Annotated in this window: 12 protein-coding genes; 3 read left to right on the top strand and 9 right to left on the bottom strand. The window is 74.1% G+C overall.

The window, feature by feature from the left end; genetic code table 11:
* Nucleotides 1-3 precede the first annotated feature (3 nt).
* Nucleotides 4-1,005: a TIGR03842 family LLM class F420-dependent oxidoreductase gene (locus ACF089_RS30520; protein WP_392033580.1), complete on the top strand. Its 1,002-nt coding sequence runs from the start codon at nucleotides 4-6 to the stop codon at nucleotides 1,003-1,005.
* Nucleotides 1,006-1,256: 251 nt separating this feature from the next.
* Here the strand turns inward: ACF089_RS30520 and ACF089_RS30515 are convergent, their stop codons facing one another.
* The 7 genes from ACF089_RS30515 to ACF089_RS30485 all read right to left on the bottom strand — a co-directional run bounded on the left by ACF089_RS30515 (nucleotide 1,257) and on the right by ACF089_RS30485 (nucleotide 8,062).
* A complete protein-coding gene (locus ACF089_RS30515; RefSeq protein ID WP_392033577.1) occupies nucleotides 1,257-1,871 on the bottom strand; it encodes a hypothetical protein in 615 nt (204 codons plus the stop codon).
* Entirely contained in the window at nucleotides 1,868-3,166 is a 1,299-nt protein-coding gene (locus ACF089_RS30510) for a hypothetical protein (protein WP_392033574.1), read from the bottom strand. Before ACF089_RS30510 ends, ACF089_RS30515 begins: the two co-directional genes overlap by 4 nt.
* Complete coding sequence (locus ACF089_RS30505; RefSeq protein WP_392033571.1) at nucleotides 3,163-3,960, bottom strand: ATP-binding cassette domain-containing protein; 798 nt, start codon at nucleotides 3,958-3,960, stop codon at nucleotides 3,163-3,165. The genes ACF089_RS30510 and ACF089_RS30505 overlap by 4 nt, the downstream gene beginning before the upstream one ends.
* A gap of 9 nt (nucleotides 3,961-3,969) precedes the next feature.
* Nucleotides 3,970-4,374, bottom strand: a complete 405-nt coding sequence (locus tag ACF089_RS30500) for a hypothetical protein (protein ID WP_392033568.1) — start codon at nucleotides 4,372-4,374, stop codon at nucleotides 3,970-3,972.
* Between the two features lie 322 nt (nucleotides 4,375-4,696).
* Nucleotides 4,697-5,797, bottom strand: a complete 1,101-nt coding sequence (locus tag ACF089_RS30495; protein ID WP_392033565.1) for a trypsin-like serine peptidase — start codon at nucleotides 5,795-5,797, stop codon at nucleotides 4,697-4,699.
* A 265-nt stretch (nucleotides 5,798-6,062) separates the two neighbouring features.
* A complete protein-coding gene (locus ACF089_RS30490; protein WP_392033562.1) occupies nucleotides 6,063-7,034 on the bottom strand; it encodes a GlxA family transcriptional regulator in 972 nt (323 codons plus the stop codon).
* Between the two features lie 185 nt (nucleotides 7,035-7,219).
* On the bottom strand, nucleotides 7,220-8,062 hold the full coding sequence (locus tag ACF089_RS30485) for a S1 family peptidase (RefSeq protein WP_392033560.1): 843 nt from the start codon (nucleotides 8,060-8,062) through the stop codon (nucleotides 7,220-7,222).
* A gap of 143 nt (nucleotides 8,063-8,205) precedes the next feature.
* On the opposite strand from ACF089_RS30485, the gene ACF089_RS30480 reads away from it, so the two are divergent.
* The gene (locus ACF089_RS30480) at nucleotides 8,206-9,228 is read left to right on the top strand and encodes a GlxA family transcriptional regulator (RefSeq protein WP_392033557.1); all 1,023 of its coding nucleotides are present in this window, start codon (nucleotides 8,206-8,208) and stop codon (nucleotides 9,226-9,228) included.
* Nucleotides 9,229-9,501: 273 nt separating this feature from the next.
* Nucleotides 9,502-10,116: a dihydrofolate reductase family protein gene (locus ACF089_RS30475; protein WP_392033925.1), complete on the top strand. Its 615-nt coding sequence runs from the start codon at nucleotides 9,502-9,504 to the stop codon at nucleotides 10,114-10,116.
* A gap of 79 nt (nucleotides 10,117-10,195) precedes the next feature.
* On the opposite strand, the gene ACF089_RS30470 is transcribed toward ACF089_RS30475, so the two are convergent.
* Nucleotides 10,196-11,254: a biotin/lipoate A/B protein ligase family protein gene (locus ACF089_RS30470; protein ID WP_392033553.1), complete on the bottom strand. Its 1,059-nt coding sequence runs from the start codon at nucleotides 11,252-11,254 to the stop codon at nucleotides 10,196-10,198.
* 303 nt (nucleotides 11,255-11,557) lie between these two features.
* Complete coding sequence (locus ACF089_RS30465) at nucleotides 11,558-11,809, bottom strand: HGxxPAAW family protein (RefSeq protein ID WP_392033551.1); 252 nt, start codon at nucleotides 11,807-11,809, stop codon at nucleotides 11,558-11,560.
* Between the last annotated feature and the right edge of the window lie 147 nt (nucleotides 11,810-11,956).

Genomic DNA, 11,956 nt, shown 5'->3' with positions numbered 1-11,956 from the left:
ACCATGGACTTCGGACTCGTCCTCCAGACGGACCCGCCGGCCTCCGCCGTCGTCGATCTGATGCGGCGCGCGGAGCGGGCGGGCTTCAGCCACGGCTGGACCTTCGACTCGGCGGTGCTCTGGCAGGAGCCCTTCGTCATCCACAGCCGGATCCTCGAACACACCGAGAAGCTGATCGTCGGACCCATGGTCACCAACCCGGGCACCAGAACCTGGGAGGTCACCGCCTCCACCTTCGCGACCCTCAACGACATGTACGGCAACCGGACGGTCTGCGGCATCGGCCGCGGCGACTCGGCGATGCGCGTCGCCGGACGCCGGCCGAACACGCTGGCCCGGCTCGGCGAGGCCGTCGAGGCGATCCGGGACCTCGCCGAGGGCCGTGAGGCCGAGATCGACGGCGAGCCGCTGCGGATCCCCTGGATCGAGGAAGGCCGGCTGCCCGTCTGGACGGCCGCGTACGGCCCGAAGGCGCTGGCCCTCACCGGACAGAAGGCCGACGGCTTCATCCTCCAGCTCGCCGACCCGTATCTCGCCGAGTCGATGATCACCGCCGTGCGCACCGCCGCGTCCGACGCCGGCCGCGACCCGGACGCGCTCACCGTCTGCGTCGCCGCCCCCGCCTACCTCGGCGACGACCTCGCCCACGCGCGGGACCAGTGCCGCTGGTTCGGCGGCATGGTCGGCAATCACGTCGCCGATCTCGTCGCCCGCTACGGAGAGCACTCCGCCCTGGTGCCCGAGGCCCTCACCTCGTACATCAAGGCACGTCACGGCTACGACTACAGCCACCACGGCCGCGCCGGGAACCCCTCGGCCGACTTCGTCCCGGACGACATCGTCGACCGCTTCTGTCTGCTCGGCCCGGCCGAGGCCCATATCGAGAAGCTGCGGGCCCTGCGCGACCTGGGCGTCGACCAGTTCGCCCTGTACGCCATGCACGACGCGAAGGAAGCGGTGATCGACGCGTACGGCTCCGAGATCATCCCCGCGCTGAACGGCTGAACGGCCGCCCCGGGGCCGGGGCGGCCGTTCAGCCGGACGGGGATCCGCCGGGCTAGGGCCTCTCTTTCGGATCCTGCCGGGCTCGCGTGCCCCGGCACCGCACTCCCCCTGCGCCTGGCGGCGCGGGAGGTGCCCCCACCCTGCGCCTGGCGGCGCGGGAGGTGCCCCCACCGCATGGACTCAATCCTCCGCCTTGCGACGCACGGCACCAGACCCCGCTCCCTGATCCGGCCTGATCCAAAAGAAAGACCCTAGGCCTCCGCCCGGTCGTCGGCCCGGGGCGGGGCATCGGGCAGGAGCACGGCGACCAGCCAGAGCATCGCGGCGATGGTCAGGGCCGCTGGAGAGGACGGCTGCTGGATGGACCAGGCCCACCACTCCGGGGTGTTGTCCGGCGCCACCCCGAACAGGAGGGTCGGACCGAAGATGACCAGCGGCAGCAGCCAGGCCAGTCCGCTGCCGAAGAAGCGTGCGCTGATCGAGGCCAGCGCCAGATAGCCGATCGCGTTACGGGCCGCTGCGCCGGCGGTGTCCGCGGGCAGCCCGGTGACCAGGGGCAGCGCCGACAGAACGGTGGCCAGCAGGGTGAGCGCGACCAGATGGAGCCGCCGGAGGACCGCCATCGGCTGGGCGGCGGTGTGCTCCAGATCGTCCATGGGGGAGTGGAACGTGGTCCCCAGGACGACCGCGTGGATCACCGGCACGACCGCCGCCACGGGCACCGCGTAGTCGACCAGATAGCGGAAGTCGGGGATCTCCACCCTGTTGCCCGAGGCGAACAGCACGGTGGCGAGCGCCAGCACCAGCGATGTGACCGCCGCGCGCGGCAGGTTCCGGCTGCGCGCGAAGGCGAGGACGGGGTTCACCGGGGCAGCGGGGGGACGGGCCGGCAGTCGCCGACAGCGGTGGCGGCGGCGCTGAGCCACCGGTCCTGGACGGCGGGCGGAGCCTCGCGGATGCGTTCGAGCACCTCGCCGAACTGCTCGCCGAAGTAGGTCGTGGGCACCTTGGCGCGCGCGAACAGCACGGCTTCCACCATGAAGTAGTCGGGATAGCCGCCGGTCTCCGCCAGCACGTGCGGCACGCATGAGCCGGGCCGCTGCGGGAGCGCCGAGGCCAGCATGATGTGGGTCATGGCGGCCGAGTCCGTGACCGGCTGCTGCACGGGCAGTTCCACGCTCTTCGGGCCGCTGAGCCGCAGTCCCCGCTGCGCGAAGTCGCGGTTGAACCCGGTCATGGAGCCGAGGGCCCGGTCCACGGTCGAAGCCGCGGTGCGCGCCTGGTGCAGCAGATGCCGGTCGTCCGGCCAGAGGCACGCGCGGGTGCGGCCCTCCGTCACACAGACGGGTTCGGCGGGCTGTTCGGCCCGTACCGCCCAGAACGGTTCACCCTTCGGGGCGTCCAGGGTCATCAGCGCCGCACCGGCCGCCAGCGCCACCGCCGCGGGCGCCGCCGCGAGCGGACCCGGAGAAAGGGGCGCGCGGCGCAGCAGCGCGGGCAGCGCCAGCAGGGCGAGCGCCGCGGCCGCGCACCAGAGGGCCGCGATCAGCAGCCGGCCCGTGTTCGGCTGGAAGAGGGAGTCCCAGTGCTCGTCGACGGCCGGGAAGAGCCGGACGAGGGGCAGGTCCGGGAAGAAGGCGGAGACGACGAACACCGAGTACCAGAGCGCGCCCATGGCCGGGGCGGTGATCCTGGACGGGAGCAGGCTGCCCGCCGCGACGCCCGCCGCGATCTGGAACGCCGTCATCGCGGCGGCCAGCAGCAGCGGGCTCCACACCGGCGCGATGACCTCGCTGACTCCGGCCGTGCGCTGGAAGGCGACCGCGGTCATCACCGCGTAGACCAGCAGCGACCACAGCCAGGCCGCCGCCCACAGCAGCACGGCCTGCGACCAGCCGCTCCGGGGGGCGGTGTCCGACCAGGCGCTCACCCGGGTGCGCCGGGCGCGGCCGGCCGTCCACGCGGCGGCGGCGCTCATCATGGAGCCCACGACGATCACGCCGAAGACCTGGACCTTGACGCTCGCCTGACCCCACCAGCCGATCCAGTCGCTGGTCGCCGCGTCCGCCGAGGCCAGGTACCAGACCCCGATCACGCCCGACAGCAGTGCGACCTTGCCCGCCTCGCCGCGCCGCATTTCGTAGAGCAGGACCCGTGTCACACCGACACCCCGTTCCGCTCCACCACGGCCAGATAGCCGGACTCCACGGCCGAGCCGTCGAGCTTCTCGCCGTCGTGGCCGTCGGCCTGGGCGCACAGCTCGGAGGCCGTGCCGGTGAACCGCACCTGACCCTCCAGCAGGACATGGACACGGTCGCAGACCTGGGCCACGTCCTCGGCGAGATGGGTGCTCATCACCACGGCCGAGCGCTCCCCGAGGTCCTGGATCAGAGCGCGGAAGCCGATCCGCTGCGCGGGGTCGAGTCCGACCGTCGGCTCGTCCAGCAGCACCAGGGCGGGCCGGTTGACGACCGCCTGGGCGATGCCGGCCCGGCGCAGCATGCCGCCGGACAGCTGGCTCATCTTCCGGTCGGCGTACCGCTCCAGCTCCACCAGGCGCAGCGCCTCGCGGACCTGTTCGCCCCGGTTCGCGCGCGGCACCCTGCGCAGCCAGGCCGCGTACTCGACGAACTCCCGCACGGTGAAGCGCGGGTAGTAGCCGAACGCCTGGGGCAGCACGCCGATGCGCTCGCGCACCTCGCGTACGCCCGCGCGCCCGCGCACGGGCGCGCCGAGCAGGCTCACGCTTCCCTCGTCCGGTTGCCGTGCGGTGCTTAACAGGGAGAGCAGTGTGGTCTTGCCCGCACCGTTGGGTCCGAGCAGAGCGGTGGTGCCGGGACGGAACTCGGCGTGGACGCCGCCGAGGGCGACCACGGTCTTGTAACGGACCGTGGCGCCCTCGACGGTTGCGGTCGGCGCACTGCCGACCGCGGTGGTGTCATTTTCTACGGACACGGTTTCCTGTCAGTTCTCGGCGGCCACGTAGCCGTAGGCGCGGCTGCCGGGAATGCCGGACCACGTGGCCGTGGTGTAGTACTTGTCACCCGTGCTGGTGTTCTTGTAGGAGCCACACCCGTAGGCCTGGGAGTAGGCCCGCGAGGTCGAGGCGATCTGCGGGTCGGGCAGTGCCGTCCTGTCCCGGTAAACATAGGCGCTGAACGAGTTCGGCTCGTTCACCGGGACGTCGCCGCACGCCTTGACATGGCCGGATCCGGGCCCGCTCCAGCGGTTGTTGTCCTCCGCCGAGCCGGAGGTGGCGATGGAGAAGGGCAGTCGGCTGTTGGTGATCTCGCCGGCGACGGCGGCGGTGGCCGGCAGAGCCAGCACGGTCGCGAGACCGATGGTGACTATTCGCTTCGTGAAGAACATCGAGAGCTCCTGTTCGCGATCTTCGGACGGTCGGGCTCGATGAGATTAGGACGCCGGTCAGGGTTGCCTGAGTGATCGACTTCACATGTAAGGTCGATTGGCCGGAAGCGCCCGCACCGCTGTCCTGGAGGGCACTCCTCAAGCACTCATCCACCGCCTCGCATGCCGTCTGACCACGTGATATCACGTGGTCAGACGGCCTTTCGGACGACGAGCCCCCGCGTCCGCCCGACATCTGCCGCCGTGCGTGGAGCGGATCGTTCCGTACGCCGGTCCGGCGATCCGCAGGCCGCCTCGGCCCTGTCCGGGCGCCCCGCGCGGATCAGGAGTTCTGGACCGCCGCGAAGAGCGGGTGCGTGACGCGGGCGGTGAACCGCGGCCCGACCAGATGGCGGTGGCAGCCGGCGGCCGAGGACTCGCAGTGCCGGCCGCTCGCGTCCATGTACGCCCCCATGCTGTTCACGCCGACGACCGTGCCCCGGCCCGTCGAGGCGTCGAACCCGGCCATCCGGGGCCCGCCGCTGGAGCCGCCGCCCATGTCGCAGCGGACGCCCCACTGGTCCTCACGGCGCGGTGCGTCGCCCCACCCGAGGAACTCCCCGGCCGTGCCCCGGCAGTGGGCGAGCCGCTTGCCCGTGAACTCCGGCCGCCCCCGGTGCTCCTCCTTGTACGCGGCGGCGCGGGGATAGCCGAACTGCCGCACCGGCCGGTCTCCCGGCAGGTCGTGGCCGAGACGCTGGACGGACCCGGCGGCGTCGGCCGCGCGCAGCCCGGCGGCGCTCCGGCCGAGCGCGAGGAACGCCTGGTCGTACGCGGAACTCTCCCCGCTTTTCACCCATTCGGGGTGTACGGAGGCGAGCCGGACCGCGAAGGCTCCGTACGGGGTCCTCGCGTCGCGGTAGCCGGGCGCGAAGAGCTGGTTCGTGTGCCACCGGGGGTTCTCGCCGAGGAGGTCGTGCCCGAGGGCGCAGTGCGCGGCGGTCACGACGGTGCTCCGGTTGGCGGCGGCGACCAGGGTGGCCGTGCAGCTGGAATCCTCGCCGTCGCGGTCGGTGTAGAACAGCCGGCCGACGGAGGCGGAGAGCGCGGCGGAGCCCTGCCAGGCCGCTCCGTCGGGGCCGTCGGCGGGCGGCCGGTCCGACGGCGGCTCGGAGAGGACGCCCGCCATCCGCGCCGGCGTCCAGTAGTCACGTACCGCCTTCTCGTCGGCGGCGGTCGGGGCGACGGGACGGACGACGGCGGAGGCGCTCGCGCCGCGTACGGCGGGGGCCGCCCCGGCGGTGGGCGGGGCGAGCAGGGCCACGGCGGTGACGGCGGCGAGGGCGCCGCCGAGCCGGAGGAGGCCGCGCTTCGGACGGACCGGCGGCGCCGGGGAGTCCGGGGGGCCGGCGGGGAGGGCGCGATGGTCTGCGGGACGGGGCACGGGATCTCTCTCTGACGTGTCGGGGGTGCCCGCCCGGGGCGGCCGGGCGGGGCCGACGAGGCATCGGCGGGCGCCGTCCGGAGCGGCGGGGCGGTACGCGCCGGAGCGCCGGGCGCGGGCCGTCCTCGGCTCGGGTCCCCGGTCCGTACGCGGCCGCCCCGGACACGCGCCGGGACACCGTGCGGGGAATCCTGGCGGGGCGATGTGAGGATCCGGTCAGGGAGATCTTTCCGTGGTGTGGCCCGGTGCGGCGGGCCTCCCGCCCCTATCGGGCCTCCCGCCCCTGTCGGGCGCCGGGCCGGTGGGCCGCGCGGTACGCCGTCGGGGTGGCGCCCGTCAGCCGCCGGAAATGGCGGCGGAAGCTCTCGGGGGAGCCGAACCCGGCCCGGGCCGCGATCTCGTCGATCGTCCCGTCCCCGGCCTCCAGGAGCCGCCGGGCCCGCTCCAGCCGGGACCGCAGCAGATACTGACGTGGCGTCATGCCCGTCCGCACCCGGAAGCGGCGATTGAGGCTGCGCACGCTGGTCTTCGCGTGTGCGGCGATCTCGGCGAGCGTCGGTGAGTCGTGCGGACGCGTCTCCAGCCACCGGATGGTCGGCTCCAGGCCCGCGGTCTCGGCCAGTTCGCGGTCGATCTCCTCCCGGGTGGCCCCGGCGTCCTCGTACAGGGGCGCGATCAGCTGCCGGGCGGTCCGCGCGGCGACCGACGGGCCGTGGTCGAGGCCGATGAGATGGAGGAAGAGGTCGATCCCGCCGAAGACGCCCGCCGAGGTGGGGAACGGACCCTCCGTCACCACCGCGCCGGCCGGGTCGACCTCGACGCGCGGGTGGCGTGCGGCCAGCTCTGCCGTACGGCCCCACTCGGTGGTCGCGCGCAGGCCGTCGAGCAGACCGGCGGCCGCGAGGGTGAACGTGCCGGAGCCGACGGCCGCGAGCCGGCTGCCCCGGGCCGCCGCCGCGCGCACCGCGTCGAGCACCCCCTCCGGCGGCTCGGCGAGAGGGCCGTCCCGACCGGCGATCACCACCGTGCCGGCCCCTTCCAGCCCGTCCAGTCCCCAGGGGACGGCGATGTCCAGGGACAGCGGCCCGGCCGTGGCGACGGTCGGCCCGGCCGAACAGACGCGCAGCTCGGTGCGGGCGGGCCGGTGCACGCCCGCGGCGGCTTCGAGGACCAGGCCCGGCGTGGTGAGCTGGGGTCCGGGGACGGTGTCGAGTACGAGAAGGGCGACCACGGGCATACGGCGACGGTATCCCCGCGCCCCGGGCGTCCGGGCGCCGGAGGGCGCGGTCGGGTGCGGGTGTCCGGCCGGGCCGGGAGCGAGGGCTCCGTCGCCGGAGCGCCCGTACGGGGCCTTCGGGCCCTGGTCCGAAGGCCCGAAAGGCCCGCCGGAGCGGGGCCTTCGGGTGTCCCGTACCGGCGGGATCAGCGGTTCTTCCAGATCGTCTTCATGATCCAGCTCTTGTGGGCGGGCACCGAGGTCCAGACGCCGGGACCGTTGCCGCACTGGGGGCCGGCCGCCGGGTTTCCGTCCCCGGAGGTCGCCCCGACCAGCTGCCAGCGCCCGCCGATCCGCTGGATCTGGGGACCGCCCGAATCGCCCTGGCACGCCATGGCGCCCGGGACCAGCGATCCGGTGCACAGCTCGGACCCCGGCTTGAAGGGGGAGCAGGCGGAGTCGGCGATCCTGCGGGTGTCGAGCTGCTGGAGCCGCTCGGCGAACGACCAGCCGGGGGCGTCGACCGTGTTGCCGAAGCCGATGACCCGTGTCTGCGCGCCCTGCTTCGGGTCCCGGTCGGCGATCCGCGCCGGCTGCTGGGCGACCGGGCGGTCCAGCTTCAGCAGCGCGATGTCGTCGTGACCCCGATAGGCGTCGTGGCCGACGGCGTAGTCCGGGTGGAGCACCTTCTTGGCGATGGCGCGGACCGTCCCGCCCTTGCTCTGGTACTCGCTGCCGATCCGGACCGTGCCCGCCGGATCGGTGGGGAGGTCCGGGTGGCCGGCGCAGTGGGCCGCGGTGACCACCCATTGCGGGGCGATCAGCGTTCCGCCGCACACCCCTTCGACCGTGCCCTCCGGCGTCTGCATCACCTGCGGGATCGAGACCATGAACGAATACCGCTGGGTGGAGTCCTCCCCGTTGACGACGGCCCCGGCGGTTCCGGCCAGACCGGTGACGGCGACGGCGGCGGCCGCGCCGACCGCGGCCGTTCGCGCCAGCCGTCGGCGGGCGGGGCGGCTCTGCTGCTGAGAGGTCGGGTGGACCATGGTGGATATCCCTTTCACGGTGGTCTGGTGGGGTGCGCGCGGCCCGGGCGTCCCCTCGCTTCCGGAGCGTGCGCCTTCATCCTCCGGGCCGCCGACCGGTCGGAAACAGCGCCCGTGATGCCACCCTCGGTTAAATTCTGGCCATGACAGTGGTCGCTCTGCTCGTGCTCGACGGCATCCCCGGACCCCAGCTCACCGTCCCCGGCGCGCTGCTCGGAGCCGTCGCGTACGCCGGTGAGGCACGGGCCCCCTACGAGCTGAGGATCTGCGCGGACCCCGGCTTCCGCGCCACCGCGGGGCCGGGCCCGCTCGGACTCGCCGCCCCCACGGGACTCGACGGCCTCGACGGCGCGGAGACCGTGGTCGTGGGCGGATACCGGGGCTTTCGCGAGGAGCCCCCGGCCGCCGTGCTCGACGCGCTCCGCGCCGCCGCCGGCCGGGGCTGCCGGATCGGCGCGGTGGGCACCGGCGCCTTCGCGCTCGCGGCCACCGGACTGCTCGACGGCCGGCGGGCCACCACCGACTGGCGGCACACCGGCGAGCTGGCCGTACGCCGCCCCCGGGTCGAGGTCGCCCCCGGGACGGAGATCGTCGCCGACGGCCCCTTCCTCACCTCGGCGGGCGTGCTCGGCGGCAAGGACCTCTGGCTGCGCCTCATCGAGGAGGACCACGGCGAGCCCGTGGGGCGGGAGGCGGACCGGCGGCTCTTCCTCCGGCTGCCGGGGGCGGGCGGGGCGCCGCGGGTGACCGGCACGAGCGCGGACGGAGCCGGGGAGGGCGGGCTCGGTCCGACGCTGCGGTGGATGGAGGCCGGTCTCCACCGCCCGCTGACCCTCGCGGAGATCGCCGCGCACGCGGGCGTCGGCGTCCGTACGCTCAATCGGCGGTTCGGCTCCGCGACCGGGCTCAGCCCGCTCCAGTACCTCCTCCGGGTCCGGATCGAGCGGGCCCAGCAGCTGCTGGAGCGCGGTGATCTCCCGGTGGAGCACATCGCCGCGCGGACCGGGCTCGGGACGCCCGCCAATCTGCGCCATCACTTCCAGCGCCTCAACGGCACCACCCCCGGCGTCTACCGGGCGGCCTTCCGCTCGATGGTCGCCATGTTCACCCAGGACGGCGAGGCCGCGCGGGACGGCGCGTTCGCCCCGGACTCCCCGGACTCCTAGGACTCCCCGGACTCCTCGGACTCCCCGGACGCCCCGGAAGACCGGGAGAGCCGCGAGGACCGCTCCTCGACCGGGCGGCGCGGATCGCCCCCGCCCGGGGGCGGTCCGCCGGACGCCCGCCCGGCGAAGTGACGGCCGCCCCGGGCCGTCGGTCTCCGTCTGCCGACCGTCGGCCGTCCTCTGCCGCCGGGAGTGTCGAATACGGCGGCTCCCGATCGACGCGAGGGTGACAGCAGCACCACGACCCCAGAGATTCAGGAGCCCACCGTGACTGTGACCGTGACCGCGGATCTGGCCGTCTCCCTCGACGGCTACATCGCCGGCGCCGGCGTCGCCCCCGACAACCCCGGCGGCGACGGCGCCGAGGCGCTCTTCGCATGGATCCACGGACTGGCGAGCTGGCGGGAGCGCCAGGGCCTGACCGGCGGGACGGAGAACCGTGACTCCGAGCTGATGCGCGAGTGGTTCGACGCCACCGGCGCCGTGATCATGGGCCGGACCATGTACGACCTGGGCGAGGAGTTCTGGGGCGACAACCCGCCGTTCCGGACCCCGGTCTTCGTGCTCACCCACCGCCCCCGGCCGGCCCTGGTCAAGGAGGGCGGCACCGTCTTCACCTTCGTCGCCGAAGGCCCGCACCGCGCCCTCGACCTGGCGCGGGCCGCCGCCGGGGACCGGAACGTCGACATCGCGGGCGGCGCGAACACCGTGCGGCAGTACCTCCGGGAAGGGCTCATCGACGAGCTGCAGCTGCATGTGGTGCCCGCGCTCCTCGGCGCGGGGCTGCCGCTCTTCGGCGGACCCGGCGCGCCGCGGGCGTCCCTCCAGCAGGTCAGGGTGGTCGAGACGCCCCTCGCCACCCATCTGAAGTACCGCTTCCCGAAGTGACCCGGCCCCGGCGGCGCGCCGAGGGGCCCGGCTCCCCCCGGCGCGCCGGCGGCCGCCGCGGCACCCGCTACGGCACCCGCTACGGCACCCGCCCGATCCACTCCTCGCTGCCGAACTTGCTCTCCACCAGCTCCAGCGCCCGGGCCATCTCATGGTCCGAGATCCCGCCGTCGGTGAGCCCGTACCGGCCCCGGAAAGAGTCGATCATCCGCTCGATGACGGCCTCGCGCGGCAGCCCGCTCTGCCGCCGCAGCGGATCGACCCGCTTCTTCGCGCTCCTGGTCCCCTTGTCGGAGAGCTTCTCCCGCCCGATCCGCAGCACTTCGAGCATCTTGTCGGCGTCGATGTCGTACGCCATCGTCACATGGTGCAGCACGGCCCCCCTGCCGCTGCCCACCATCCGCTTCTGCGCCGCGCCCGCGATCTTGCCCGCGTCCGTGGCGATGTCGTTCAGCGGCTGGTACCAGGCCTTGACGCCCATGTCGCCGAGCGCGCCGAGGACCCAGTCGTCCAGATAGGCGTAGCTGTCGGCGAAGGAGAGCCCCGAGACCAGGGCCTCGGGCACCGAGAGCGAGTAGGTGATCGTGTTCCCCGGCTCGATGAACATGGCCCCGCCGCCGCTGATCCGGCGCACCACCGAGATGCCGTGCCGCTCGGCCGCCTCGGGATCCACCTCGTTGCGCAGCGACTGGAAGCTGCCGATCACCACGGCGGGCGCGCCCCACTCCCACACCCGCAGGGTCGGCGGGCGCAGCCCGGCGGCGACCTCGGCGGTGATGACCTCGTCCAGCGCCATGTGCAGCGCGGGCGGCTGCGGGCCCTCGTGGACCAGCTGCCAGTCGTAGTCCGTCCAGTCGGTGGCGTGCGCCAGGGCACGGCGTACGGCGACCCCGACGCCCTCGGAGGTCAGCCCGAACATCTCCGTGCCGGGCGGCAGCGCCGCGTCGATACGGGCCGCGAGCCCGGCCGCCGCCGTATCGGCCGGAGCGCCCTCCAGAGCCCCGTCGATCGCGACGATCGCCTCGTCGGGCTCCAGGAAGAAGTCGCCGGCGACCCGTACGTTCCGCAGAACGCCGTCCTCGACGTCGAGATCGACGACCACCAGCTTGCCGCCGGGGACCTTGTATTCGCCGTGCATATTTCCTCCGCGGCCGCGGGGCCTTCCTGCCCCAGGAAGTCGTTCGTTCCGCCTCTCAGCGTAATGGGGTCCGCGATGACCTGCGGAAAGGGCGTACAGCACGGGCGCGGGGGCCGGGCGGCCGCCCCGGGCCCCCGCCCGGCCGCGGCGCGGCTGTGCCCCTGGGGGCGCGGCGGGGGGAGCCGCGTCCACCCGGGCCGGGGGGGGGGGCCGGCCCGCCCGGGGGGGGGGGGCCCGCGCGCACGGGCGGGGCGGGCCGGCCGGGGTGGGCCGCCCCGCCCCTCGGGAGGTGTCGTCGCCCGGTCAGCCCTTGGCGCCGACCGGCTTGCTGTCGCCGGCGACCTGGTGCACGGGGTGGCTGTGCTTCGGCTGGCCGAGGCCCATCATGCGCATGATGCCGCCCACGGCACCGCCGAGGAGGACGATCGCCATGCCGACCCAGAAGCCCACCGGCTGGGCCGCCACCATGAACAGGCCCGCGATGCAGAAACCGATGAAGGAGATGATGACACCGGTCCAGGCGGCCGGGGTGTGACCGTGGCTGCTGCCCGCCATTGCTTGCTCCTCGTTGCTGTGTGCCATGTCTGAGCAGGACGCTCGTCCCCATTGTCCCGCACGGTCGCACGCGCCGTGAGCGGGGGTGCTCCGCGGGGGCCCGGCCCTCTCCTCAGGCGCTGGTGGGGTCCTCGCCCCGGTCGATGG

It is taken from the genome of Streptomyces sp. NPDC014894, from assembly GCF_043080985.1.
Taxonomy (GTDB): domain Bacteria; phylum Actinomycetota; class Actinomycetes; order Streptomycetales; family Streptomycetaceae; genus Streptomyces.
Note: the sequence above shows the minus strand (reverse complement) of the source record. Positions and strands in the feature narration are given on the sequence as shown.

What these genes read in the sequence shown, in the direction of transcription:
- ACF089_RS30520 (WP_392033580.1), top strand. Translation starts at nt 4, where the DNA reads ATGGACTTCGGACTCGTCCTCCAGACGGACCCGCCGGCCTCCGCCGTC.
- ACF089_RS30500 (WP_392033568.1), bottom strand. Translation starts at nt 4,374, where the DNA reads ATGTTCTTCACGAAGCGAATAGTCACCATCGGTCTCGCGACCGTGCTG.
- ACF089_RS30490 (WP_392033562.1), bottom strand. Translation starts at nt 7,034, where the DNA reads ATGCCCGTGGTCGCCCTTCTCGTACTCGACACCGTCCCCGGACCCCAG.
- ACF089_RS30485 (WP_392033560.1), bottom strand. Translation starts at nt 8,062, where the DNA reads ATGGTCCACCCGACCTCTCAGCAGCAGAGCCGCCCCGCCCGCCGACGG.
- ACF089_RS30480 (WP_392033557.1), top strand. Translation starts at nt 8,206, where the DNA reads ATGACAGTGGTCGCTCTGCTCGTGCTCGACGGCATCCCCGGACCCCAG.
- ACF089_RS30470 (WP_392033553.1), bottom strand. Translation starts at nt 11,254, where the DNA reads ATGCACGGCGAATACAAGGTCCCCGGCGGCAAGCTGGTGGTCGTCGAT.
- ACF089_RS30465 (WP_392033551.1), bottom strand. Translation starts at nt 11,809, where the DNA reads ATGGCGGGCAGCAGCCACGGTCACACCCCGGCCGCCTGGACCGGTGTC.